Consider the following 26107-nt stretch of genomic DNA (forward strand, 5'->3'; position numbering starts at 1 on the left):
GACATGGAAAAGTCCAGAAAAGGCCTAGATAAAGGTATAGAAAAGGTCAAAATTTGCTCTTACGAGCAAAAAAACCATAAAAAGGCATTCGATTAAGCTCATCGAATGCCTTTTGTCTACAATCTGAACTCGCCAATTGGCGAGTTTCCTCTTAAAACATCATCTTTTCTTGCAAGAAGCTAACTAGTTCATGTATCGAGATACGCTTTTGCTCCATTGTATCACGGTCACGAACTGTAACCATATTATCTTCTTTAGAGTCGAAGTCATAGGTAATACAAAACGGAGTACCAATTTCATCATGCCGACGATAGCGTTTTCCAATCGATCCTGATTCGTCATAATCAACTGAAAAATGTTTAGCCAGAGTCGCGAAAACTTCACGTGCTTCTTCTGACAATTTCTTTGATAACGGAAGAACCGCTGCCTTATACGGAGCTAATGCAGGGTGGAAATGCATGACCGTTCTAGAAGTACCATCTTCAAGCTGTTCTTCATCATAAGCATCAATTAAGAATGCTAAAGTAACACGGTCTGCTCCTAAAGATGGTTCGATACAATAAGGAACAAACTTTTCATTTGTTTCTGGATCGAGGTAATGGAAGTCCTCACCAGAATACTCCATATGCTGCTTCAAATCATAGTCTGTTCTTGAAGCAACCCCCCAAAGTTCGCCCCAGCCAAACGGAAACTTAAATTCAAAATCAGTTGTAGCATTACTGTAATGAGACAATTCGTCCTCAGAGTGGTCGCGAAGTCTTAAATTTTCCTTTGTAAGGCCTAATGACATTAACCATTGTTCAGCAAATTGCTTCCAATAATCAAACCATTTCAACTCCTCACCAGGCTTACAGAAAAATTCAAGTTCCATTTGTTCAAACTCTCTTGTTCGGAAAGTGAAATTACCCGGAGTAATTTCATTTCTGAAACTCTTCCCAATTTGAGCAATACCAAATGGCATTTTCTTTCTCATCGTCCGCTGGACATTTTTAAAATTAACGAAGATACCTTGGGCTGTTTCAGGACGAAGAAAAATTTCATTTGTACTTGATTCTGTTACTCCTTGGAAAGTTTTAAACATTAAGTTGAACTGGCGAATTCCAGTAAAGTCATGACTGCCGCAATCTGGACAAGCGATATTGTGTTCTTTCACCAACTCTTCCATTTTTTCAAATGGTAAGCCATCGACAATCATTTCAATGCCTTTTTCATCGAGAGCATTTTCAATTAATTTATCGGCACGATGACGTGCTTTACAATTTTTACAATCTATCATCGGATCATTGAAGTTCCCAATATGGCCAGATGCTTCCCAAGTACGCGGGTTCATTAAAATACTCGCATCTAAACCGACATTATATGGTGACTCTTGGACGAATTTTTTCCACCATGCCTGCTTAATATTATTTTTAAATTCAACACCTAACGGACCGTAATCCCAAGTATTGGCAAGACCTCCGTAGATCTCTGAACCAGGAAAAATAAATCCTCTGTGTTTGGCATGTGAAACGATTTGTTCCATTGTTACATTCATAGAAATTGCTCCTTTAAAATAAATTTGATTCAAACAAAAAAACTCCCGTTCCTATGCTAGATTAGCATAGGGACGAGAGTTACCCGCGGTTCCACCCTAATTGCTGCTAAGAAGCAGCCTCTTTTATCGTGTTAATAAACACAAATATTGCTCAGGAACGCCTTCGTTAGTTCTCTATACCCTAGCTTACACTATCCTAGGTTCGCTTTTATAGAGGATGACTAAGTACTCTTCTCCATCACTGCAATTATTTTATTAATGAAAATAATAGCGAAAACTCCAAACATTGTCAACTAGGCGATTATAAGAGATTGCGAAATTTATCCATGGAATTTAGAAACTTCTTGGATTTAAGGTGCAAACCAGAATACTCTTCATAATAGGCAGTAATAACCTTCTTAAGTTCAGCTTTTGTTTCTTCTTTAACAGAAATATTCCCTAATCTTGAAAGATCAAAATAATAAAATACCCTTAATAATTTAACCGCAGCAGCGGATAGTTTAAGATGATACGGATCTTTTTCTAGACATCGATGACAGAGAAACCCGCCTTCACGAATCGAAAAAGAAAAATGTCCGTCTGTACTGCCGCAAACGGAACATTGATTTAAGATTGGGTTCAAACCCATCACATTTAACATTTTCATCTCGTAAATATTCATGAGGATATCTGGGTCATAACCTTCATTTAAGTAATTTAATGTTTGAAAAAGCAACTCAAAATGAAAAGGATTTGGTTTCTTTTCATCCGTGCACTTATCCGTTAATTCGACAATATAACTAGCATAAGCAGTTAAAAAAATGTCTTCACCAATCGACCGTAATGATGTAGCCGTTTCTCCCTGCTGCAGGCTGCCTAAACCAGACCCTCTTGCAATTAGAAAATAACCATGTGTAAAAAGCTGTGTGATGGAGGAAAGGCGGCTGTTAGGCTTTTTTGCACCACGAGCCATGACTCCAACCTTTCCCCATTCCCTAGTATATATTGTTACAATTTTATTTGTTTCACTATAATCAGTTGTTCTAATAACAATGCCTTCACACTTCTGAAGCATTATTGTCACCTTCTAAAGTAGCACGAAGACAAACTTATGAAACGGGAAAATCGATTTGTGCTAGCTCATCATTCAGATTTCCGGGTATTTCCTGGTTTTCCTTCTCTAGTTCTTTAATGAGAAGATATGTGTCAATATTACCTGTTTGGAGGAATACTTTCCACGTAAAATCCATCATCGAAAACCCCACCTTTCATATTTAGACTAGCTGTTATTCGGTCCCAAACCTTACAATTATCATAGCCTGCCAGCGCAAAAATCATAAGACGAAATATTTGTTAATGTTGTCCATGCATAATTTGAAATAAACAGTAATACTTTAGTTAGGGTTAATTAATATTCATCTTCGTTAAAACCATAATCTCGAAGCTGGGACATCTTATTACGCCAGTCTTTTTGAACTTTTACCCATAACTCTAAATACACCTTAGACCCTAGAAGATTTTCTATATCTGCCCGTGCACGCTTCCCAATTTCTTTTAACATACTTCCTTGCTTTCCAATTATGATTCCTTTTTGGGAATCACGTTCAACAATTACGGTTGCCATGACATCGATCATGTCCTTACCCTCTCGTCGCTCCATTTTGTCAAGAACAACAGCAAGTGAGTGTGGAATTTCTTCTCTTGTTAAGTGAAGGGCTTTCTCCCTGATAAGCTCTGTAATAATAAAACGTTCCGGGTGATCTGTCACTTGGTCTGCTGGATAGTATTGTGGTCCCTCTGGCAAGAAAGACTTAATCTGCTCGAGCAATCTTTCGACATTATTACCTTCAAGCGCTGAGATGGGGACAATTTCTTTAAATGGATATTTTTCTTGATATGATTCAATAATTGGCAATAATTTATCTGGATGAACTTGATCAATTTTATTAATGACAAGAAAAATTGGCGTATTAACGGTTTGAAACTTTTCAAGGATAAATTCTTCGCCACGGCCAAACCCTTCTTCGGCATTCACCATAAACAAAATCAAGTCTACTTCTTTAAGCGTATTCACTGCTACCTTCATCATAAAATCGCCTAATTTGTGCTTTGGTTTATGAATTCCTGGCGTATCAATAAAGATCATCTGTGCATCATTTACTGTTAACACGCCTTGGATTTTGTTACGAGTGGTTTGCGCTTTATCACTCATGATCGCAATTTTTTGGCCAATCACCCGATTTAGAAACGTGGATTTCCCGACATTAGGCCGGCCAATTATAGAAATAAAACCTGACTTATAACCTTTGCTGGAGTTCTCATTATTTAACATGGAGATCCTCCGATGTTACAGTAACACATACTGTTGCTTCTTCAATTAGGTGTTCGATATTCACTCGTGTTCTTCCCTTCCAGCAGATGTCTGCTGTTCCTTTATTTTACCTCAAAATCCATTGAAAATCATTACATATAGATGAAAAAAATTAAAAAATTAGAATTTTCTCATAAATTAGCGAGTCCACTTTTTTTTTCGCTGTAGAGTCATTTTACCGAATTCATTATTCGATTTCAAATTTCGTCGAACCCCCTATTCTAACTATCTAAAATAACTCTAGAATATAAGGTAAAAAGATCACAATCCCAATGACAAATGAAAGAACGGCATATACAAAGACGGCGCCAGCCGCCAAATCTTTCGCCTGTTTTGCCAAGGAATGATATTCTCCTGTAACGAGATCTACTACTCTTTCGATAGCTGTATTCACTATTTCCAACGCAAACATTCCTCCAATTGCCATAAGGATGAATAACCATTCAAATTTAGTAATTGAAAAATAAAAAGAAATAAGTAAAACAACAATCGAACTAAAAAAATGGAAGCGCATATTCCTCTCGCCCCTCAGGGCAGTTGCAATCCCCGCAAATGCAAACGAAAATGACCTTAACAACCCATACTGTGCCGATTTAGCGTTTGAGTCCATATTCGTCTAAAATATCCTTCTGCAATGTAAACATTTCTTTCTCCTCTTCTGCCGTCATGTGATCATAACCCAGGAGATGCAAGAATCCATGTACAGCTAGAAAACCAAGTTCACGTAAAAAAGAATGCCCATATTCTTCTGCCTGCTCGATTGCTTTTGGAACAGAGATAATGATATCACCCAAAACCCTAGGCATATCGGCTCCTACAAATTCCACTTCACCTTCCCCTAGTTCTTCCATCGCAAACGAGATAACATCTGTTGGCTTGTCTTTATCCCGGTATTCTCGATTTATTTCTTGAATTCTTTCGTTTGAAACAAATGTGACAGAAACCTCACTATGCTCTTCCACATCCTGTTTTTTTGCGGCAAAGTTAATTACCCGTTCGATTTCAAGCATTTGTTCTTCTGTAAGTGTTTCAGTTTCATCAATACAATCAATTAGTAATGTCATGCTTGCTTCACCTTCTTTATCATTTCTGGATACTCAATTCTGGAGTGAAAAATCCCTTTTAAAGTTTCACATAACGCTTCAGAAACCGTTTCAATTTCTCTCATAGTGAGATCACATTCGTTTAATTGTCCATCTTGAAGACGATCCGCAACAATTTTCTTAACTAGTGACTCAATTAATTCAGGCGTAGGCTGGGATAAAGAGCGAACAGCCGCTTCCACACTATCAGCAATCCCAACTACTGCAGACTCTTTTGTTTGTGCCTTAGGTCCAGGATATCGATAATCTGCTTCCTTAACTTCAGTATCAGCTTGAGCTGCTTTGTGGTAAAAGAATTTTAGCAAGGTAGTTCCATGATGCTGCTCGGCAATATCAATAATTTCCTTGGGCATATTGTATTTTTTCAAAATAGAAGATCCATCTGTTACATGTGCGATAATAATATTCGCGCTTTTATCTGGCGGGAGGCGATCATGTGGATTCTCAAGATGCATCTGATTTTCAATATAAAAATTCGGGCGCTTTGTTTTTCCAATATCATGATAATAACTTCCTACTCTCGCTAATAGACCATTCGCTCCAATTGCTTCACAAGCAGATTCCGCTAAATTAGCGACCATCACACTATGATGATATGTACCTGGTGCTTCCATTAAAATTTTTCTAAGCAATGGATGGTTGGGATTAGAAAGTTCGATTAGCCTCATCGTTGATAAGATTCCGAAACTCGCCTCAAAAAAAGGAAGGAGTCCAATCGTTAGTACCGCTGAACCTATTCCTGAAACAAGGGCTGTAATTAGATAATATCCATACTCAATTCCAGTAAATTGCCCATTCGGCAAATACATTAACGCTAAGATAGTTAACAGGTTTACGAGTGCGGCAAAGGAGCCTGCCTGAAAGATTTTCGACCGTTGATTAAGTTTACTTAAAAATAGGATACCCGCCAAGGAACTGAATAGGATATAGATACCCTCTGAAAAATTTAAAGTCCCCGTAACCCCTTCATTAAATAAAATACTGCCGCAAACCGCCATGATAATAGACATTAGCGTGGCTAACTTTTCATCAATTAATATTTTAATTAACATCCCTCCTAAAGCAGCAGGGAATAAATAGCCAATTCCAGCATAATTAAAAATTTGCAGCATGCTGATGATTTTCATTATAAGTATCGTAAGGATGAATATTATCCCAAATAATAACAAGTCCGTCTGCTTTTTTCCTGGTATAGACTTAATTTGAGAAAAATAAAAATAGATAGCTGATAGAATAATCGTTATTAGAACGATTAAGCCAATAAAGGGTTTGAAGGGTCGTTCATTATCAAGGAGACCGACCAACTTTAATTGCCGATAAATATCCTGGTTAATTAACTCTCCTTCTTCAACAATAATTTGCCCCTGTAGAATTTTGGCAGGTTCCACACTTTCTACTGCTTGCTGCCTCAGTTCCTCGGTCGCATTAGGGTCATAAAACTCATTTTGAATAATAGCATACCTGCCTAATTCGATGACACCCCTTCTTAAATTATCATTCAAGGTGGTGTATTTTAATTCTTCCTCTACTCTTTTCTTGGCATTCTCAACATCATCTGCAGAAATCCTTTGGGCCATTACATTATTAATCGCTGTAACAGTTAAATCCTTAGCAATCGATAATTCATCAGGATTGGCTTGTACTAAAGCAACAAAGACTTGATCAGAAAGTCCCTTGGAGACATTTGGTGTTAATTTCGCTTTTAACCGGTCCATTTTTTCCGAATCACTTGGTTCAGCTTTATCAGGTTTTTCTTCTGCTGCTAACTCAGCATGCTTGTTTATTTCTTCTTTTATTTCATCATTCATCTCAACTGTAGCTTGAAAAATGGAGCTAATTAAATCCACTCGATTTTGTGTGTATTCTTTTTTTAAGGTATAGACATCCTGAACCTGATCTATTGCTTCTTTACGCTTATTTTCTGTACTTTTTCTATCTTCTACTGTTCCTGGTGAACGAATTGTTTTTTCCGCAACTGAAAATAGGCTTAAATCTAATTTCTCAGGTTTTACATTACTATACATTGCTGCTAATAAAACGGTACCTAACATTATAAAGAATAGTACTAGAAAGAAAGTTATATCCAGCAGCTTACGTATCCGTATGAAGTATTGCTGAAGTTTACCCAACTATATCCCTCCAACCACTGCCCTTGAAAAAAGATTCAAATTGTTCATAAATCAATTCTCAATAATTGTCATATTTTCACTGTTTTTGCTTCATGTAAAATGATAACAGTTTTTCGTACAAGTTTCACCTTCTTTAGGAGAAGATTTGTTTTTACTACATTTTTTAGAAAAAAAGAGGCAAACCTTTATAGGTTTACCCCCTTGTTATTGTTGAATTGCTTTCTTCTCGTATGCCTCAATAATTCTGCCAACGAGCGGATGTCGAACAACATCCGTTTGTTCTAAAAAGATAAACGATATTCCGTTGACATTTTTTAAGATTGCTTCTGCTGCAACTAAGCCGGATTTTGCCCCTTTTGGCAAATCAATTTGTGTTTGATCCCCAGTGATAACCATTTTAGACCCAAATCCAAGCCTTGTTAAAAACATTTTCATTTGTGCATGTGTTGTATTTTGGGCTTCATCTAAGATGACAAATGCATCATCTAATGTACGTCCCCTCATATAAGCAAGCGGGGCGATCTCAATCGTCCCTCTTTCCATTAACCTTTGTGTATGCTCTGCCCCCAATATATCATGAAGTGCATCGTATAATGGCCGTAAATATGGATCCACTTTTTCCTTTAAGTCCCCTGGTAAAAAGCCTAAACTTTCCCCTGCCTCAACCGCTGGTCTTGTTAGAATTATTTTATTTACCTGTCCATTTTTAAGAGCGTTAACAGCCATGACCACAGCTAAATAGGTTTTACCCGTTCCAGCAGGTCCAATCCCAAATACAAGGTCGTTTTTTTTGATGGCCATCACATACTGTCTTTGACCAAGTGTTTTAATTCGAATAGTTTTTCCTTTTACATTTTTGCCAATTTCTTCTTCGTATAAATTCACAAAATATTCCAATGTCCCTGCATTCGCCATTTGCACAGCATACAGGACGTCTCTTTGACTAATATTTACCCCTTTACGGATCACGATCATTAATTTATTAAGAATCTGCCCTGCCAGAGTAACTTTTTCTTCGTCCCCTGACAAACTAACTGCTTCACCACGAGTAATGACTGTGACTCCAAGTTCCTGTTCAATGATTTTTAAATTGGAATCTGAATTCCCTAGCAAACTAATTGCTTCTGCAGGATTTTCAAGCTGTACACTTATGGTAGTTAACTTTTCTGTCATTCACTAGTCTCCTTGGAAATCGGTTGTCCGACCGCAATATTTTCTATTACCTTAAAATGAATATCCAGTATAACTTTACCATTTTTATTTACTTTGTGTAAAATTTTTTCATCCTTTATAATAGCATCTTCATCTAACTGCCCTTTTATTTGTTTTTTTGCAAGTTCAATTGCTATTTGCTGCGCCTCTTTATTAGTATAAGAACGCTGCACCTCTTCTCGCTCGCGAAGGGTCTTATTGAGGTAGGAAACTGGCAATTCCCACTTCAAGAAATGAATTTTATGAACATTCTCTTCTGTTTCATAATTACTGAATTCTGGCTTACCAAACCCCCAAACTGGGAGTTCAAAATTGCCAAGTAATATAAAATGTTTTTCCTTTTCTTTACCGTTAAAAACTTTAAAGTTGGTTTCTAACGGGAGTTCAACGTGACTTTTATACCATGTTTCGCCCCAGACCTCACCCTTAGCAGCAACCAATTCTGGGCTATCTTCTTGTCCAAATGCACCTGAAACAAGGAGTTGACCTTTGTCTACGTGATCATGAATATCCACCATTTTTTGACCATTTTCAATATACATATTAACTATTATTGCTTTCTTTTTCGCAATAAGATTCCGCGGTGATAAATGCTCGGGTTTTTTGGGCTCATTTTTTTCAACTACTTGGAGGTGAAAGGTTGTCCCCTTTAACTCCACACCAACCCATGTTAAGTCCCCGACATTATTAGTCAGTTTCCTCTGAATACCTTCCACATTATCTACAAAAAATTGTAACTTTCCAATTTTTACGCCCATCTTGTCCAACTCTTTACGGATTTGGTACTCTGTTGCTGGTTTTGCGCCTTTAATTTCTATTCCCCAGATAACATTAGACAGAAGCAATAATAGGAACAAGAAAATTCCTGCACCTGCTATAAAGCCACTATTTTTCAACATTCTGCGAAATAAAAAAGGAAGCCCGTTCCTTCGTAAAAAGGATACTGAGCAATTGCTTTTCCTCGCATATCGCCTGATACTCTTGGCATCTTTAAGCCTCATATTAAACGTTATTGTCTCGGTTCCATGTCTTTTGATATTCCAGATTGGAAAATCATTTCTTGTCAGGACATTAATAAAACGTTCAGTGCCCTTTCCTGATACTTTTACAGTAACCCTGCCATTAAAAAATTCGATCCACTGGTTATTCATTTTGTTCCTCCCGGATTTTCATTTATATAAATGACCTGATCAATTTTCCCTTCTAGCAAAATTTCTTCAGGTAAAATGGTTTTAATCACAAAGGATTTTCCTTTTATTAATAACTGTCCTTGCTTTAACAACAAGCGAAGTTCCTTATCTGTAAATACCAACAACCCTCGATGATTCTCAATATAGACATGAATTTGCCCGATCATCGTAATACGGGGTAAATCCATCATGACATCTTGAGGAAGATCCATTTTTTTAGCCATCCAGTTACGAACCCGCCCGGCCCAGTTTTTCGCCATAAAAAAAGAACCCCCTTTCATCTCATATTTATGCAATTTTTTATAGATATATGTAGGGAATTCATGATATACTTGCTTCTGTTAATCATATTCTTGGGAGTTGGCAACTATGACTGCAGGAACAGACACACTTATTAAAAACGTAGGAATTCTACTCCGTATTTCAAGGGAAGCAGGAGAAGGAAGAGATACTTTACTCTCACATAGAACAATTGCAGAAGAATATTGTAAAGAACGGAATTATAACTATAAATGTTATGAGGAAATCATTTCAGGCGGAAAAAATGTTAGTGAACGGAAAGAATTAACCAAGCTTTTAGAAGGTGTTAAAGCGGGGTTATATGATGCAGTATTCGTTGTATCAACTGACCGTTTAAGTCGTAAACTAGGCGCTTCACAAATGATTGCAGATACTTTAGCAGAGTATGAAATTCCTCTTCTGACTAAAGAAAGAATTTATGATTTAAATAGTGAAGACCGTTTACTATTCGATATTGAAGGAGTAATGTCAGCGCAGGAGTTGCGGTTAATTGCTAAAAGACAAAAACGTGGTAAACGGATGGGTGCTTTACGTGGTGAATTTGTACAAGGTGTTGCTCCCTTTGGTTACCAAAGAAACGATAGAACAAGGAAGTTAGAAATTAATCTTGAGGAATCCAATATAATAAGGAAGATTTTCGATTATTCCATTAACGGTTACAGTATTCCTTCTATTGTAAATAAGTTAGCATTAGCGGGTTATAAGACACGCACTTATGAAGTACAAGGTGGGAAGAATGCAGGAACAATCCATGAAGGCAAACCGTTTGGACTATCGCAAATTAATACTATCCTTAAAAACCCTGTTTACACAGGCGTAATCACTTATCACGTAAAGAATAAACAAAAGATGGTTGTTGAAACCATTATGGTTAAAGATGCTCATGAGGCTATTATCACTGCGGAGGATTTTAAGAAAGCACAGGAAGCTGTTTCAAGTCGTTTATCAGGTGGTCAGGATGGGTTAGCTAAACGAACTCGTTCGAAAGGACAAGTGTTATCTATCTTAAAAGATTTAGTTTTCTGTAAAAAGTGTAAAAGTAAGATTGGATTTCGAAAGGATTCTAAACAAGCTAATGCAATCTACCTCAAGGCTTGTAAATGTGGGAATCGTGGGGTGTCAGAAGCTTTACTATTGGATGCATTTCAAAAGAAGTTTAGATTCCTTGAGCAGTTCTATCGAGAAGAGTGGGAGAAGGCTATAAACACCCCTCAGAGCGTTACTAAGGATGATTTAGAACAATCAATTTCAGAACTGAATAAGACCGCCGAGAAGCTAAAAAAAAGACTCGAGGGATACATTGAAATGCGTGCTGATGGAGATTTAACAAGGGAACAGTTTCAAAAGAAGAAGACTGAAACAGAAACAGAATTAATGCGCATCTCGAGTACAATTGGTGATTTACAATCAGAAATCGAATCAATGGACAAGGAATCCATTACATTAAAGTATGAAGCTAAAATAGAAAAGATTAAGCGATTCTATGAATTGTATAATAGCGAGGCTTCTCAACAAGATTTGGCTGAATGCAATCGTTTATTAAAATTGATGTTGGACAAAGTTTACTATACAAGGCTTACTGAGAAAGTAACGGGTATAAATCATTCAACGAAAAGCCTTAAAGTTGAAAAAGGTGATTTTATAGAGATACTTATTGCATCAAAATGAAGGATATCCATGAATAGGAGTATCCTCTTTAATCTTTAACTGACAGATTGTGTAGATTCGTTTCTTTACGTACCATGACACTGGTACTATTTATTGTTCCACATAGTTATAAGCATAATAAACCCACAGTATAAACATAAGGTTGAAGGTGATATATTGAGCAACAACGAAAAAGACGTATACAACCAATCAACTCCAATTGATGAACCAATAGCCCACGTTAAGAAAGAATTGGATGAATTTCTAGATGATTTTGCTCTAGAATATCAAAAGTATCAATTGAAAGAAAAAGAAAAACTTTATTCTTCCAATTACGAAAAGATTAAAAGGAATCTTGCTCATCTGCAAAATGAGCAGGAGTTAGAAAAAAGTTACCCTTTTCTCTATAAGCTGATTAAGCGCAGATTGCATTATTTGACAACAATAATTGAGTATTCTAGAGACAAAATTGTTAGTCGACTGGCACGAAAGCAAGGCAATTATTACTTTTATGTATCATCTAGGTATTTAGCATCTTTATACTCTGGTGGTTATAATACATGGAGCAGAAACATCTCCATTTTTTGTACATTGGGGTTAATGAATAAACTTAAATACGATGACACTAATAATCGAACGACAGAGCGTAGAGCATTGAGGGAAACAAAAGCATTAGCCAAAAGAATGGGTATAGACCATAAAAAGCTATCGCCTATTAATTACTACACTATTCCAATCTATAATGATGAGTTGTTAACCGAAGCAAATCGAAGAGCGGGAGTTCTTTTAGACAATAATTTTCGTGCCAATGGTTTCAGTAAGTTTTATCTTATTAGGGTATTTGGACAACAGTTTGCTGATACAGTATTCCATGATGAGCGCTATATATCAGAATATAGTCAATATGTTCAATCAAAGATTGAGGAGTTTATTTTAAAGGATATTCAACGTCATGGCTATACAACCAAAGACAGAATACTAAGGTATGTTCAAATCGATTATAATCAATTGCAACCTTGGGAATATGGATTTAAACGAGAGAAACAGAACAAAAAGGCAATACTGAGTAGGGAGTTTGACAGGAGTATATCTGAAATAAAGGATAAGTATAATCTAGAGTACAAAAAGGCTAATAAGGAATTGAAGGAAAGGTTCAAACTCGCTACAAGTAAAACCATCATTTATGCAAATGAAAACAACCTTTAAGGGTATGAAACCCGATGTCTAATAAAACTCTGATTTTAATAAGAGTAACAATCCCTTTCACTCCCCTGCTAACTTAATCCAAAGCTATTGAAAAAGGATGTTAGTTCTAGCAAGAAGATAAGCCACGACCAGATCGTGGCTTTATCTTCTTGTGTTTATCTGAGGTTTATCAGTAGAGCAAGTACATATCAACTCAAGAGTAGCGTTATTGTACTAAGCAGGAACGCTTTTTTGTTGTGGTAAAGGTTTAACCACAGACGCTCAGAATGGCTCGTGGTGTGGTGGTTAAGGAGTCTTCTTACCTTATTCCCTTTATATTCGGTTATGTCAAGATTGAATCTAAAGGATACCTTAGCTGCTTTTACAAGCTAAATTGATTGTAAAAGTATGTGCTTAAAGTTACGGGGAGTTGAAGAAGGAAATGGAAAATCCAACCACATTTCCCTGCTATATGTTAACATAGGAGGTAAACTGTACTATATAGTTAATCATTTATAGAGGAGGTGACCCACTCCCATTGTTTTGGAATATTGGGTTTCATATAGGTGTATTTATCATAGGTGCTTTTGTTATGTTTCTTATTGTGTTTGCCAATAGGAGTAAGTAAGGAGAAGTTGTTGGTCTTATTATATTTTAAGGGTGTAGTGATTTTGGAGTTCAATATGGAAGATAGTGGTCAATACGGAAATAGGAGGAATGACATATGGATTGGCGCACGGGAGTAGAGATTCCATTTATTATCAAGTTGCAATTTTATTTAGGCACTTTCACTGTGGTAGCTGCATGTGCTTTTGGCATATGGATAAGGTTACGGTTAGAGAATAAGAGAGATAGCAAAAAAAGGATACTAAATAATCTAACGGATACAGTTAAAGAAGGATTTTGGTACTCGTTAGGAGAAATTTAATTATTATGTTTTCTGGGGATGTGTTTTGGAATCGAAGAGAGTTTTGTCGCAGGCGAGGTTTGTTAAATGAAGAAATTATTAGTTGCTAATGGACTATTGTTGTTTAGCATAATTTATATAGTTGTACGGGCTACACACAGCATATTATACCTTCCTAAAATTTCAATCGAAGTTGATAATCCCCGTTAGTCTATATTGGAATGCCATTGCAATTGACACTGGATTTGTACAAAATAGCCCTGACTCTATTTATTTAATTTGGATGACACCAGTTTACTTGTTGGTTTTATTTGCATTAATACTTACCTTTTTAGCAATCAAAGAAAAAAAGTAAAAACATACATTCTTATTTAAGTTTCGGGTGCGATTCTTCCATAACGAAGGGTCGCTTTTTTGTGTTGGGGTAAGGAGAGGTTAGCGGTTCATATTCACACTCACAAACGCTCAGAATGGCTCGTGGTGATGTTACAGGAGTCTTTCCTCTTTCTATTCTCTCTTCCCCCTCTTTTTTCTTTAATGTGGTTAGGATTGAATCTGAGGGCTTTATGTTAAGTCTATTTTGGAGTTGTTTGGTTAGTTATATTCGGTAATAAGAAACTATTCTCATCCGTAGAATGGAAAAGGGAGGAATAACCACTCCCTCTTTTGAAGAAGGAATTCAAAGCAATTGTGTAGAAATAAATAATTACCAGTATTGGGTAATAAAGGGAGATGTTCTATGTCAAATATTACTTGGGTCGTACTAGGAGCATTACTGCTAAGCATTATTGATTTCATGATGTTTAATTATGAAAGCAAAAGATGGAAATGGTTTGCAAAGAAGCCTTTAATTCAAAGGGTCGGTTTACTTTGCGTAGTTTTTATAGCGATTTTCTTGCTTAACTATGTAGTTTAGGGAGGGGGTTATTCATGGAAACTGTAGGAACTATTTTTCCAATTATACTTTGGGCAGTAATTATCGGTGTAGTAGTATGGGGAGTGGTCAAGTTAGTTAAAAAGAAAGCTTAAAACCTATAAACTTGGTTGGTATAATTGGGCGTTTCTGTAGCCAAGCAGGAATGCTTTTTTGTTGTGGTAAGGGTTTAACCACAGACACTTACAGACGCTCAGAATAGCTTGTGGTGGCGGTTGGAGAGTTCCCTCTTCCCCTCCCTTAAATGCTAAGATGTACTTAGGAGTGAATCTGAGGGTATTGTGTTAGCCTTTAGTGAAGTTGTCTGGTTATTGGTGATAGAGAAACCATCCCATCAATACAATGGTATGAATAGAGAAAAGGGGGCAGAGAAACATCAAACCCCTTACTCTTGAAAGGTAATATAAAGAACGGGGTGATAGGATTGAAACGTGAGGGAATTGTAAAATGGTTTAAGGAAGAAAAAGGATATGGTCGCATTATGCTTGACGGAGAAGATGGGAATTATGTCTTTGTTCATTTTGGTTCAATTTTGCATGATGAGGCTAGGTTTCCAAATGGTTTCCGATACCTTAAACAAGGACAGAAGGTATTATTTGATTTAATTGAAAACTCAGGTTCAGTTGACCAAAAGCAGGTCGCAGAAAATGTAACTATAATATCCGATTAAAAGGTTTCTTAAGTAGCGGTGTGCGTTTCTGTATTTAGCAGGAACGCTTTTTTGTACTTGGAAAAGGAGTAGTAACCTTAATCCCTTATGTATAGAGAAATTAATGGATTTTTATGGTAATATTGGAATCAGAAGGGGGCATCTAAAATGAAAAATTTGATTATTGGTATTATAGTTTTATTTGCACTTTGGTTAATACTTCCGTTTATCGGTATTAACACTTCATATGTGATTCCTAATGTAATAGAATGGGCTACAAAGTTCATTCTGCCTTGGATAATATTGTATTGGATAATTAGGTTGGTTAAAAGACTAGAAAAATAAATTAAAACTCGTGAAAAGCCATACAACAGATGTTAAAGGACTTGGAAACTCTCCAAGTTCTTTATTGTGTCTGTTAGAACCCGAATTGTGAGTACACAAAGCAAACACACCCATATACGCTCGTAGTGGCTTCTTAAGAGTCTCTCCTCCCCTTCTTCCCCTTTAATTAAGTTATGCTCACAGATTGAATCTGAGGGCATTCTGTATGCCTCATATCAGTGCTTAGTGTGTAGGCGTGAAATAGAAACCACTCTCATTCACAAAACAGTATTCGGTAAATTTCCGACACGACTCATCTATTCGATTTGATTTAGCAAGGTAAAGCGATAAAACAGGAAGTAATAAGCTGATGTTGTTCGAGACGAGTAATCGATAACAGGGTATAACCTATTGAGTGCTACCTAAGAAAGGATATCATAGCTTTTAACACATATTGTTATCAATAAGGCATTCATGTTTCAAAAGGTACACTTTTTGGTACACATATCATGAAACGGTTGAATAAGGGTTTGAATAGTCTCATATGGTATTTAATCGATTTTTGATACGTATCATATTTGTTATTGACCTTTAGATACACTTCAGATAAGATAAGAGTATCAAATAACAAGGTGGATTTAAACATGGATAACAAAGAGTTCGGATATGTACGAGTAAGTAGTAAAGACCAAAACGAAGCACGACAACTGGATAGTATGTATGCTCTTGGAATTGATGAGCGTGATATTCATATCGACAAGCAAAGCGGTAAAGACTTCAATAGACCTCAATACCAAGCTTTGAAAATGCGCTTGCGTAAAGGAGATACATTATATATTCATTCGTTAGATAGACTTGGTCGAAATAAAGAGATGATTCTAAACGAATGGAAAGACATCACACAGAACATCAAAGCACATATGGTTGTAATGGATATGCCATTATTGGATACACGTAAATACAATGATTCAATCGGTTCTTTTGTGGCTGACTTGGTTTTACAAGTACTATCATGGGTTGCTGAAGAAGAGAGAACTAAGATTAAGACTCGTCAAGCTGAGGGTATAGCATCAGCAAAGGCGCATGGTAAACACCTAGGAAGACCTAAAACATCTATTACATTTGAGTTTGAAGAGGCTTATAAGGAATGGAAAACAGGAGAAATCACCGCAGTTGAAGCAATGAAGAAATCAAATATGACCAAGGCTACATTCTATCGCAAAGTCAAGGAATATGAGGCAAGTTAAAGAGACTCCCAAACCGAGGAGTCTCTTTTCTTTTGAATAGATACGGGGGCGTGAATTCCACATCTTGACAGGGTTCATTTGCGGGATATGGGGTAGGTTGCCTTATTCACACATCCCTAAATTCTAAAGTTACCGAGTCAAAGCTTCTTATTACCAACCACCTATAACAAATTTCATATTTATGAAATGAAAGGACGTTCTAGCACACCTTTTTCGTATTAACTAAGTTGATTTACCACTAACTGTTTCTGGGACGGTATGGTTTTTTTGACCGTGGTTCCCCAAGAATCTCAGCCCAAATAATACTGTTAATGAGCGTTTTTTCATCGGAATTTAGGGCGATGTTGCTGTCCTCTACCGGTCTAGGATTTCCATCTACTTTTTCAGCCTTTTGTTGGCCAACGGACATTCCGATCCGATTGACCTCAGGCTTTTGTTTTAGTTGAAGGTATTTATTTTCAAGATTATCTTTTGGAGTATCTGGAATATTCTTTGATGGTAAGGGTCCAGTTGTTCGAGATTCCTCAAAATCCAGTTGTTTTTTTACCAAAGTTCGAATTTCATCAAAAGTTTCCTTTGAAAATGTTTTGTTTCTAGTTGTTCCTTTCTTCCCTTTGGCATTACGGAAAACCATAGAAGCAATACCGATGATAATCATAAATAGTATGCTTTCCAATAATCTCCACCCCTTTCATATCCCAAAGTGGATTATTGTCCGTCTTTTTTGTCTCCAGTCATCTTACCGATAGAACCTCTCATATCAGTGTCTGCTGATATATTTTTATAGTTCATATAATCCATTACACCTATATTGCCCGATTTAAGTGCTTGAGCCATTGCCAGTGGAACCTCTGCCTCAGATTCTACAACCTTTGCCCTCATCTCTTGAACCTTTGCTTTCATTTCTTGTTCTAGAGCCACTGCCATCGCCCGGCGCTCTTCTGCTTTCGCTTGAGCAATTTTCTTATCTGCTTCTGCTTGCTCTGTTTGTAATTCAGCTCCAATATTTTTACCGATATCTACATCCGCAATATCGATGGAGAGGATTTCAAAGGCCGTACCAGCATCAAGGCCTTTGGAAAGAACAGTTTGGGAAATCAGATCTGGATTCTCAAGCACTTTGCTATGACTATCTGACGAACCGATGGTAGAGACAACACCCTCCCCGACACGAGCAACCACCGTTTCTTCCCCGGCACCACCAACAAGTCGTTCGATGTTAGCACGAACAGTAATTCTTGCTTTTGCCTTTACTTCAATCCCATTCATAGCCACACCAGCGATAAATGGCGTCTCAATGACTTTTGGGTTAACACTCATCTGAACCGCTTCTAAAACATCACGACCAGCTAGATCAATAGCAGCACAACGTTCAAAGGATAATTCAATATTAGCCCGGTGTGCAGCAATTAGAGCATTTACGACTCTGTCAACATTTCCGCCGGCTAGGTAATGGCTCTCCAGTTGATTAGTGGTAACGTTTAAACCCGCTTTATGGGCCTTTATAAGGGGATTAACCACCCTGCTTGGCGTTACCCTCCGAAGCCTCATTCCAACTAAGGTAAAGATACTGATACGTACACCTGCTGCCAGTGCGGAAATCCACAGCATGACCGGTACAAATGATAATAAGATTCCAAATAATAGTAAGGCAACTACTACAACCGCAATAATAAAAATCGTTCCGTTACTTGCAAACATATTTAAACACCCCTTTTTAATTTAACTCTCTTACAACAATACGTGCCCCTTCGACTTTTATCACTTTAACGAGAGCGTTCTGCTCGATAAAGCCGCCTTCACTAACTACATCGACTCGTTCATTATTAATAATAACAGTTCCAGCAGGCCGCAATACTGTTAGGGCGAAACCTTCCTTTCCCAACAAATCAGTCCTGTTAATATTGGAGACATATCCATCTTCTTTCCTTGCTGAATCAAATAGGACCATTTTATTAAATAGAACAAGTTTTTTATTAAAAATTTTAATCATCATAAAGAAAATTAATACGGATAAGAAAATAGCTATTAAGATAGATACGCCGATTTGGATCGTATCTTCTCCTGCTAAAAAAAGACTTAAGATTAATGCAGCCACACCTAGTGTACCGGCAATAGCTCCTGGTAAAAAGAACTCGAGGAATATAAGGATTAAACCTGCCACAAATAATAGTAAGGTGCCATAGCCCGCAAGACCCGCTTGGAAATGGCCATAAAAGAATACTATGAGCGCTAACACACCGATAAATCCTGCCACACCAAACCTTGTTGAAAATAGCTCCAGTACAATTCCGATTCCCGCAATCGATAAAAGGATGGTTACAACAATCGGGTCAGTAAGAAATTGTGTCATTCGAGAGCCCCCTTTCTTTCTTTAGTCTCGACTATACTTATTACGTATGTAAATGAATTAAGTTTCATTATTAAAATTAAAAAGACTGCAGGCCATTGACCTGCAGTCTTTATGTCAGAATACTATGAAAGGTGTTGTTGTACAAGTTTATTTACAAGTGCCCCATCTGCTTTACCCTTAATTTTAGGCATAATCGCAGACATCACTTTTCCCATTTCTGCTTTTGATTTTGCGCCGACTTCAGAAATCGTTTCTTTAACAATCTCTGCCAGTTCCTCTTCAGAAAGCTGTTTTGGCATATATAATTCAACAATAGCCAATTCCGTGCGCAACTTATCAACTAGGTCTTCACGACCAGCTTTACCAAATTCATGGAGGGAGTCTTTGCGTTGTTTCACTTCGCGAGAAAGGACTGTTAACTCTACATCATCGGAAAGCTCTTTCGTGCCGAGCTTAATAGCTTCATTTTGCAATGAAGCCTTAACCATCCGAATGACTGAGAGTTTGTCTTTTTCCTTGTTTCTCATCGCTTGTTTCATATCATTATTCAAACGCTCGAGAAGACTCATGTATTACACCCTCTCTTAAAACTTACGTTTTCTAGCTGCTTCAGACTTTTTCTTACGTTTTACACTTGGCTTTTCATAAAATTCGCGCTTTCTTGCCTCTTGCAAAGTACCAGTTTTTGATACTGTACGTTTGAAGCGACGAAGAGCATCTTCAAGCGATTCGTTTTTACGAACGACGGTTTTAGACATTCTCTTTCCCTCCCTCCGAAACACAACACACTAACATTCAATCCATGTACCTTGCAATTATAATATAACCTTGAAACAAGGTCAACTGAAATTCGCATGGATAAAACAAGCTTTTTATTTTTTTATTCAATTAATTGAAGACTTGTCTTTATTTCCTTAAAAACTGGCATGTCCCTCATAGTACAACCATACAATGAAGCAAGGGGGGGCCGTATAATGCTATACATATTATTATTTGTTCTTTGCATTTTATTATTTATCTTTGGGATGACCATTATGCGATTTGCATTGTTTAATTTATCGGCCAACAAATTAAAGGGGTGGCTGATTAAACTTACTAGTACTCCTTTAAAAGGGATGCTAACAGGGACATTTATTACTGCACTTTTACAAAGTAGTACTGCCGTAATGGTAATTACAATTGGGTTAATTTCAGCAAGAATAATGACCTTCCCTCAGTCAATTGGAATAATTCTCGGTACAAATATTGGAACTACCTTTAAAACAGAATTAATTACCTTTAATATAGATAAAGTTCTCGTTCCTCTCGCCATTTGCGGAGCTCTGCTTATTTTATTAAAAAATAAAAAAGCAAGAAGTATCGGGATGCTGCTATTTGGTATCTCTTCAGTTTTTGCAGCTATGAAAGGGTTCGAGATGCTTGCAGTCCCATTAACATCTATGAATTTTATCAATAATTATATCCTTTCCATTAATGATCATATTCTTTTAAGCCTGTTAACTGGTACAATTATTACAGCCATTATTCAATCGAGTACTGCGATGACTGGAATTGCAATGAGTTTTTTATTAACCGGACTCTTGAAGCTAGATGCGGGTATAGCTATTGTCCTTGGTGCGAATATTGGTACTTGTATCACAGCTCTAATTGCTTCGATTGGCGGCGGCAAGGAATCGAGATTAGCTGCATTTGCGCATGTTTGGCTCAATGTATTTGGGGTTTTGCTGTTTATCCCACTAATCCCAACACTTACTGAAAATGCTCCACTTCTTGCAGAGACCAAAAATGTACAATTAGCACATATTAGCGTCATTTTTAATGTAGTTACTTCGATAATTGTCTTACCTTTTGCAACCAGATTTGGCAAGATGATTTTATTTTTACATGATAGACCATCTAAAATCACCTAAAAAAGACGGCATTCGCCGTCTTTTTTAATAATTGGAAGTCACTGTAAGGCCATTGATGATAGCGATACTTGAACTTGCCCCAATTCTAGTTGCGCCGGCCTCAATCATTTTTTGGACATCTTCTGTACTTCTAACCCCACCAGATGCTTTTACACCCATGTCTGGACCGACTGTTTTTCTCATTAAAGCAATGTCCTCTGGCTTCGCTCCCCCTGTAGAGAATCCTGTGGAAGTTTTAACAAAATCTGCACCAGCCTTTAAAGATAGCTCACAGGCTCGAATTTTTTCCTCTTTTGATAACAGACTAGTTTCTATAATCACCTTCGTATGTGCCTTACCCTTTGCAGCCTCAACAACAGCTCGGATATCGTTTTCCACTAATTCATCGTTACCATCTTTGAGGGCTCCAATATTAATGACCATATCCACTTCTTCCGCGCCATGATCAATTGCGTTTTTCGTTTCAAATGCTTTTGTTTCAGAAGTGGTTGCCCCTAATGGAAATCCAATTACGGTACAAACCATCACTCCACTACCTTGCAACAATTCTTTTGCGGTGCTTACCCATGTAGGGTTTACACAAACCGAAGCAAATTTATATTCCTTCGCCTCCTGGCAAAGTGCTTCAATTTGGTGCTTCGTCGCTTCTGGCTTCAGTAGTGTGTGATCAATCATTGCAGCAATATTTTTAGTAGCCATGTACAAACTCCCTTCGATTGCCAAATAATATTAGAAAGTAATATGCTGCTGTCCATAGTTTAACCTAAACACAATAAAAAAAAAGGACCTAAATGGTCCTTAAATGGCAGCTTCTTCTTCAATAAACAATTCTGTTTTGGAAATTGACTCCTCAACAACCTTAACAAATTGCCCACGATTGTACGGGTATCCAGCTTGGTTAATTTTAACTTTAACAATTTTACCAATCATATCCTCTGGCGCCGAGAAAATAACCTTCATGTAGTTATCAGTGTATCCGATTAGATAACCAGAATCGGCTTCTTCTGCTGACACCTCTTCAGGGATTACTTCTAGGACTTCACCCTCAAATCTTGAAGCATATTCTTTTGCCAATTGATCAGAAAGCGCGATGAGGCGATGAACTCGTTCATTTTTTATTTCTTCATCGACTTGGTCTTCCATCCGAGCAGCGGGAGTTCCTGTACGTTTAGAATAAGGGAACACATGTAGCTCAGAAAATTTATGCTCATTAATAAAATTATATGTTTCCATAAACTCTTCCTCAGTTTCACCTGGGAAACCGACAATAACGTCAGACGTGACAGCAAGGCCTGGAAGAACTTCTTTTAGTCGATCTAATCTTTCTCCAAAGAACTCCATTGTATATTTACGGCGCATTCTTTTTAAGACAGAATTCGACCCAGATTGTAACGGAATATGCAAATGTCGGACTACTATAGGTGAGTGTTTAATCACTTCAATTACTTCATCAGTAATCTGACTTGCTTCTATAGATGATATGCGCAGGCGCTTTAGTCCATTTACTGCTTCCAAATCACGAAGTAATTGGGCAAGATTGTAATCCTTCATGTCTTCCCCATATCCGCCTGTGTGAATACCTGTAAGAACAATTTCCTGATAACCTGCATTAACTAATTGCTGGGCTTGCCGAATTACTTCCTTCGGATCACGTGATCTCATTAACCCGCGGGCCCAAGGAATAATACAGAAAGTACAGAAATTGTTACAACCCTCTTGAATTTTTAAAGAAGCACGAGTCCTGTCTGTAAAGGAGGGAACATCTAGTTCTTCATAGACGCGGCTTTTCATGATATTGCCAACCCCATTAATTGGCTGACGTTCAAGCTTATATTGCTCAATATATTCAAGCATTTTTATACGGTCCTGTGTTCCCACCACAACATCAACACCAGGAATAGCCATAATTTCAGCAGGGGATGTTTGTGCATAGCATCCTGTTACACAAATAACCGCATCAGGATTTTTCCTAACGGCACGGCGAATGACTTGACGGCTCTTTTTGTCGCCAGTGTTTGTTACGGTACAAGTATTAATAATATAGACGTCCGAAATTGATTCAAAATCAACCCGTTCGTATCCTTCTTGTTTGAATAACTGCCAAATAGCTTCAGTTTCATAATGATTAACTTTACAACCTAAAGTATGAAACGCAACTGTTGCCATTATTTTTCACCTCATTAATTCAAAATGATAGGAAATTGCTGATAGTGCATATAAAGGGGCTGTTTCGGTTCGTAATATCCTTGGACCTAACCCACAAACTGCAAAATCGCTATCCTTTAATTGCCTAACTTCTTCATCAGTTAAGCCGCCTTCTGGGCCAAAAACGATAAGGAGTGTTTCACCTTTATTGATTTTTTTTAGTGTATCAGCAAAAACGGAAGTTTCCCCATTTCTACTTTCTTCCTCAAAGGCAACTAATTTATAATGAAAATCTTTGCTTTTTAAGAGCAAATCTTTAAAGCTAATGGCACTAAGGACATCTGGTAAAAGGGCACGATGGGATTGCTCCGCAGCTTCTTTTGCAATTTTTTGCCATCTGTCTACTTTTTTCGCTGCTTTTTTTTCATCCCATTTAACAACTGAACGAGCTGCTGCAAATGGTAGGAATTGATACGCACCTAGTTCTGTTCCTTTTTGGATAATCCATTCCAACTTGTCCCCTTTAGGCAGTCCACTAGCAATCGTAATTGAAATGGGCAGTTCAGAAACCCCATCTTTCCATTGTACAACGTCTGCAACAACACTTGTATCGGTAATTTCTGCAAGAGCACATACTGCTTGCTTCCCCTCTAGATCAACACAAATAATTTGGTCACCAATTTGCATGCGCATAACTTTTACGATATGATGGCGGTCTTCATCATCAATCAAAAAGCGCCCGTCGTTTACTCGTTGTTTAACAAAGTACCGTTGCACACTTTTGCACCCTCTCTAAATCATTCACACCTTATTTTACTAAATGAAAAGTCTGTTCTAAAAGCATGGCACGAAAAAAAGGGGTATGCCCCCTCTTATTCAACCATTATATCCGTTTGGCAACAATAGCAACCCAATCTTCCATCAAAATAGTTTCGGATATCTCAAAGCCAACAGCAACTAACGCATCTTTGACTTGATCTTTTTTCTGCTGAATGATCCCAGAGGCAATGAACGATCCGCCAGGTTTGACAACTCTTGCAGCATCTTCAGTAAACCGTAATATTACTTCGGCCAATATATTAGCTACAACAACATCAGCAGAATTTTCCTCTACCCCATCCAATAGATTATTTTGGGCAGTAACTGCTCGATCACTTACTTTATTAAGTTTAATATTCACTCTTGCAGTTGTTACTGCTACTTCATCAAGATCAAATGCACGAACATCTTCAGCACCTAGCATAGCTGCGGCAATGCTTAATACTCCCGATCCTGTTCCCACATCGATAACCCGGTCACCAGGACGAACCGTTCTTTCAAGAGCCTGAATACACAAGACAGTAGTCGGATGTGTTCCGGTTCCAAACGCCATTCCTGGATCTAATTCAATGATTAATTCATCACTGCTGACCGGAGTATAAATCTCCCAAGTTGGTACTATTGTAAATTTTTCAGAAATTTTCACAGGATGATAATATTTTTTCCATGCTGTTGCCCATTCTTCTTCATTTACTTCACTTATTGTCACTTTATTTTTACCGATATCGATATTATGAATAATCAAATTATTAATGGATTCCTTAATTGCATCCACCGTTTCACCTAAAAAGCTATTAACCGGAAGGTACGCCTTTAATATCACGCCTTCATCTGGATAATCATCGGGATTGAGTTGATAGATTTCTCCAAATTGATCTTGTCTTTCTTTCGTTAGTTCAAATGGATCTTCAATGACTACGCCACTCGCCCCAGCTTCGTGCAAAATATGAGAAATAGGTTCAATCGCCTCATTTGTTGTGTGAATACTGATTTCAGACCATTTCACATCTACCAACTCCAATCCTTACTCGCTTTTAAAGGCACGTTTTACTTTTGAGAAAAAACTTTCTTCGTGTTCACCAATCGGTGAAGAGCCACTAAGCTCTGCGAATTCTTTTAAAAGCTGCTTCTGTTTATCAGATAACTTTGTTGGGGTAATAATCCGAACTATAATATATTGATCGCCAACACCGTATCCACGAACATTAGGAACACCTTTTCCTTTTAAACGGAATTTTTTCCCTGTTTGAGTACCTGCAGGAATTTTTAGTTTCACTTTCCCGTGTAGGGTAGGCACTTCAATCTCATCACCTAGTGACGCTTGAACGAAAGTGATCGGCATTTCACAATAAATATCATCGCCATCTCTTTCAAAAAACTCATGTTGCCTTACTTGGAATACAACATAAAGATCCCCTGGAGGTCCACCGTTAATTCCTGCTTCTCCCTGTCCTGACATGCGGAGTTGTTGACCATCATCAATACCCGCAGGGATTTTAACATGAATTTTCTTGCGTTTTTGCACTTTTCCTTTACCACCGCAAGTAGAACATTTATGTTTAATTTCTTTCCCTGTCCCATGACAGTGATTACAAGTACGTCGATTGACGATTCTTCCAAATGGAGTATTTTGCTCTACATTTAACTGACCTGTTCCATGACAGTGCTGGCAAGTCTCTGGTTTCGTTCCAGGCTTTGCACCAGAACCGCTGCATGTTCCACAAGTTTCTTCGCGAGGAATTTCAATATCAGTTTCTTTCCCAAAGGCTGCTTCTTCAAAAGAAACCGTCATCGTGTACTGAAGATCTGCTCCTTGTCTTGGTGCGTTTGGATCACGTCTTCTTCCGCCTCCACCGCCGCCAAAGAAAGTATTAAAGATGTCCTCAAATCCTCCAAAGCCGCCGCCGAAATCACCGCCGCCAAATCCTTGGTTTGGATCCGTATGGCCAAATTGATCATAATGGGCCTTTTTCTGATCATCGCTTAATACTTCATATGCCTCTGTTATTTCTTTAAATTTATCTGCCGCATCTGCTGCTTTATTAATATCTGGATGATATTGTTTTGATAGCTTTCGATAGGCCTTTTTTATTTCATCCTTTGAAGCACTTTTACTTAGCCCTAGTACTTCATAGTAATCCCGTTTACTCATGATTACCCACTCCCGAA

Annotated in this window: 27 protein-coding genes and 1 other annotated feature; of the genes, 7 read left to right on the forward strand and 20 right to left on the reverse strand. The window is 37.6% G+C overall.

Going from position 1 to position 26107, the window contains the following annotated elements; genetic code table 11:
• Nucleotides 1-151 precede the first annotated feature (151 nt).
• The 10 genes from ACE198_RS06675 to yqfC form a co-directional block, all read right to left on the reverse strand.
• Entirely contained in the window at nt 152-1534 is a 1383-nt protein-coding gene (locus tag ACE198_RS06675) for a glycine--tRNA ligase (RefSeq protein WP_375375065.1), read from the reverse strand.
• A gap of 65 nt (nt 1535-1599) precedes the next feature.
• Nucleotides 1600-1785, reverse strand: a binding site (T-box leader).
• Between the two features lie 50 nt (nt 1786-1835).
• Nucleotides 1836-2588 (reverse strand): DNA repair protein RecO, encoded by a 753-nt coding sequence (gene recO / locus ACE198_RS06680; protein ID WP_098575537.1) that lies wholly within the window; start codon nt 2586-2588, stop codon nt 1836-1838.
• 34 nt (nt 2589-2622) lie between these two features.
• Nucleotides 2623-2766 (reverse strand): YqzL family protein, encoded by a 144-nt coding sequence (locus ACE198_RS06685; RefSeq protein WP_066257674.1) that lies wholly within the window; start codon nt 2764-2766, stop codon nt 2623-2625.
• 155 nt (nt 2767-2921) lie between these two features.
• Complete coding sequence (gene era, locus ACE198_RS06690; protein WP_026563545.1) at nt 2922-3845, reverse strand: GTPase Era; 924 nt, start codon at nt 3843-3845, stop codon at nt 2922-2924.
• 268 nt (nt 3846-4113) lie between these two features.
• Nucleotides 4114-4494 carry a diacylglycerol kinase family protein gene (locus ACE198_RS06695; RefSeq protein WP_251457350.1) on the reverse strand — a complete coding sequence of 127 codons (381 nt, stop codon included), beginning with the start codon at nt 4492-4494 and terminating at the stop codon, nt 4114-4116.
• Nucleotides 4478-4948, reverse strand: coding sequence for an rRNA maturation RNase YbeY (ybeY, locus tag ACE198_RS06700; protein WP_375375066.1), 471 nt, complete (start codon nt 4946-4948; stop codon nt 4478-4480). Before ybeY ends, ACE198_RS06695 begins: the two co-directional genes overlap by 17 nt.
• Nucleotides 4945-7116, reverse strand: coding sequence for an HD family phosphohydrolase (locus ACE198_RS06705; protein WP_251457356.1), 2172 nt, complete (start codon nt 7114-7116; stop codon nt 4945-4947). Before ACE198_RS06705 ends, ybeY begins: the two co-directional genes overlap by 4 nt.
• 204 nt (nt 7117-7320) lie before the next feature.
• On the reverse strand, nt 7321-8289 hold the full coding sequence (locus ACE198_RS06710; RefSeq protein ID WP_251457359.1) for a PhoH family protein: 969 nt from the start codon (nt 8287-8289) through the stop codon (nt 7321-7323).
• The gene (gene yqfD, locus ACE198_RS06715; RefSeq protein ID WP_251457362.1) at nt 8286-9479 is read right to left on the reverse strand and encodes a sporulation protein YqfD; all 1194 of its coding nucleotides are present in this window, start codon (nt 9477-9479) and stop codon (nt 8286-8288) included. The genes ACE198_RS06710 and yqfD overlap by 4 nt, the downstream gene beginning before the upstream one ends.
• Complete coding sequence (gene yqfC, locus ACE198_RS06720) at nt 9476-9778, reverse strand: sporulation protein YqfC (RefSeq protein WP_026563539.1); 303 nt, start codon at nt 9776-9778, stop codon at nt 9476-9478. Before yqfC ends, yqfD begins: the two co-directional genes overlap by 4 nt.
• A 109-nt stretch (nt 9779-9887) precedes the next feature.
• Between yqfC and ACE198_RS06725 the strand changes: the two genes are divergently transcribed.
• The 6 genes from ACE198_RS06725 (at nt 9888) to ACE198_RS06750 (ending at nt 16711) form a co-directional block, all read left to right on the forward strand.
• Complete coding sequence (locus ACE198_RS06725; protein ID WP_375375067.1) at nt 9888-11486, forward strand: recombinase family protein; 1599 nt, start codon at nt 9888-9890, stop codon at nt 11484-11486.
• 156 nt (nt 11487-11642) lie between these two features.
• Complete coding sequence (locus tag ACE198_RS06730; protein WP_375375068.1) at nt 11643-12671, forward strand: hypothetical protein; 1029 nt, start codon at nt 11643-11645, stop codon at nt 12669-12671.
• Nucleotides 12672-13374: 703 nt separating this feature from the next.
• Complete coding sequence (locus ACE198_RS06735; RefSeq protein ID WP_375375069.1) at nt 13375-13578, forward strand: hypothetical protein; 204 nt, start codon at nt 13375-13377, stop codon at nt 13576-13578.
• Between the two features lie 1337 nt (nt 13579-14915).
• Nucleotides 14916-15161 (forward strand): cold-shock protein, encoded by a 246-nt coding sequence (locus tag ACE198_RS06740; RefSeq protein WP_375375070.1) that lies wholly within the window; start codon nt 14916-14918, stop codon nt 15159-15161.
• Between the two features lie 147 nt (nt 15162-15308).
• A complete protein-coding gene (locus ACE198_RS06745) occupies nt 15309-15485 on the forward strand; it encodes a hypothetical protein (RefSeq protein WP_375375071.1) in 177 nt (58 codons plus the stop codon).
• A gap of 623 nt (nt 15486-16108) precedes the next feature.
• Nucleotides 16109-16711, forward strand: a complete 603-nt coding sequence (locus ACE198_RS06750) for a recombinase family protein (RefSeq protein ID WP_375375072.1) — start codon at nt 16109-16111, stop codon at nt 16709-16711.
• Nucleotides 16712-16949: 238 nt separating this feature from the next.
• Here ACE198_RS06750 and ACE198_RS06755 read toward each other — a convergent pair whose 3' ends face one another.
• The 5 genes from ACE198_RS06755 to rpsU all read right to left on the reverse strand — a co-directional run bounded on the left by ACE198_RS06755 (nt 16950) and on the right by rpsU (nt 19822).
• Nucleotides 16950-17387 carry a hypothetical protein gene (locus ACE198_RS06755; protein ID WP_251457365.1) on the reverse strand — a complete coding sequence of 146 codons (438 nt, stop codon included), beginning with the start codon at nt 17385-17387 and terminating at the stop codon, nt 16950-16952.
• 32 nt (nt 17388-17419) lie between these two features.
• On the reverse strand, nt 17420-18412 hold the full coding sequence (gene floA, locus ACE198_RS06760) for a flotillin-like protein FloA (protein WP_251457368.1): 993 nt from the start codon (nt 18410-18412) through the stop codon (nt 17420-17422).
• A gap of 16 nt (nt 18413-18428) precedes the next feature.
• Entirely contained in the window at nt 18429-19064 is a 636-nt protein-coding gene (locus ACE198_RS06765; protein ID WP_251457371.1) for an NfeD family protein, read from the reverse strand.
• 122 nt (nt 19065-19186) lie between these two features.
• On the reverse strand, nt 19187-19633 hold the full coding sequence (locus ACE198_RS06770; RefSeq protein WP_251457374.1) for a GatB/YqeY domain-containing protein: 447 nt from the start codon (nt 19631-19633) through the stop codon (nt 19187-19189).
• Nucleotides 19634-19648: 15 nt separating this feature from the next.
• Complete coding sequence (gene rpsU / locus ACE198_RS06775) at nt 19649-19822, reverse strand: 30S ribosomal protein S21 (RefSeq protein ID WP_007087607.1); 174 nt, start codon at nt 19820-19822, stop codon at nt 19649-19651.
• A 216-nt stretch (nt 19823-20038) separates the two neighbouring features.
• Here rpsU and ACE198_RS06780 point away from each other — a divergent pair, with 216 nt between their 5' ends.
• Nucleotides 20039-20974 (forward strand): Na/Pi symporter, encoded by a 936-nt coding sequence (locus ACE198_RS06780; RefSeq protein WP_251457376.1) that lies wholly within the window; start codon nt 20039-20041, stop codon nt 20972-20974.
• A 24-nt stretch (nt 20975-20998) separates the two neighbouring features.
• Here the strand turns inward: ACE198_RS06780 and deoC are convergent, their stop codons facing one another.
• The 5 genes from deoC to dnaJ form a co-directional block, all read right to left on the reverse strand.
• Entirely contained in the window at nt 20999-21673 is a 675-nt protein-coding gene (gene deoC / locus ACE198_RS06785) for a deoxyribose-phosphate aldolase (RefSeq protein ID WP_251457378.1), read from the reverse strand.
• A gap of 99 nt (nt 21674-21772) precedes the next feature.
• Nucleotides 21773-23140 (reverse strand): tRNA (N(6)-L-threonylcarbamoyladenosine(37)-C(2))-methylthiotransferase MtaB, encoded by a 1368-nt coding sequence (mtaB, locus tag ACE198_RS06790; RefSeq protein WP_251457380.1) that lies wholly within the window; start codon nt 23138-23140, stop codon nt 21773-21775.
• 6 nt (nt 23141-23146) lie between these two features.
• Nucleotides 23147-23896 carry a 16S rRNA (uracil(1498)-N(3))-methyltransferase gene (locus tag ACE198_RS06795; RefSeq protein WP_251457382.1) on the reverse strand — a complete coding sequence of 250 codons (750 nt, stop codon included), beginning with the start codon at nt 23894-23896 and terminating at the stop codon, nt 23147-23149.
• 106 nt (nt 23897-24002) lie between these two features.
• The gene (gene prmA / locus ACE198_RS06800) at nt 24003-24944 is read right to left on the reverse strand and encodes a 50S ribosomal protein L11 methyltransferase (RefSeq protein ID WP_251457384.1); all 942 of its coding nucleotides are present in this window, start codon (nt 24942-24944) and stop codon (nt 24003-24005) included.
• An 18-nt stretch (nt 24945-24962) separates the two neighbouring features.
• Nucleotides 24963-26090 carry a molecular chaperone DnaJ gene (gene dnaJ / locus ACE198_RS06805; RefSeq protein WP_098575552.1) on the reverse strand — a complete coding sequence of 376 codons (1128 nt, stop codon included), beginning with the start codon at nt 26088-26090 and terminating at the stop codon, nt 24963-24965.
• Nucleotides 26091-26107 lie beyond the last annotated feature (17 nt).

The sequence above is a fragment of the Neobacillus sp. KR4-4 genome, from assembly GCF_042136325.1.
Taxonomy (GTDB): Bacteria; Bacillota; Bacilli; order Bacillales; family Cytobacillaceae; genus Neobacillus.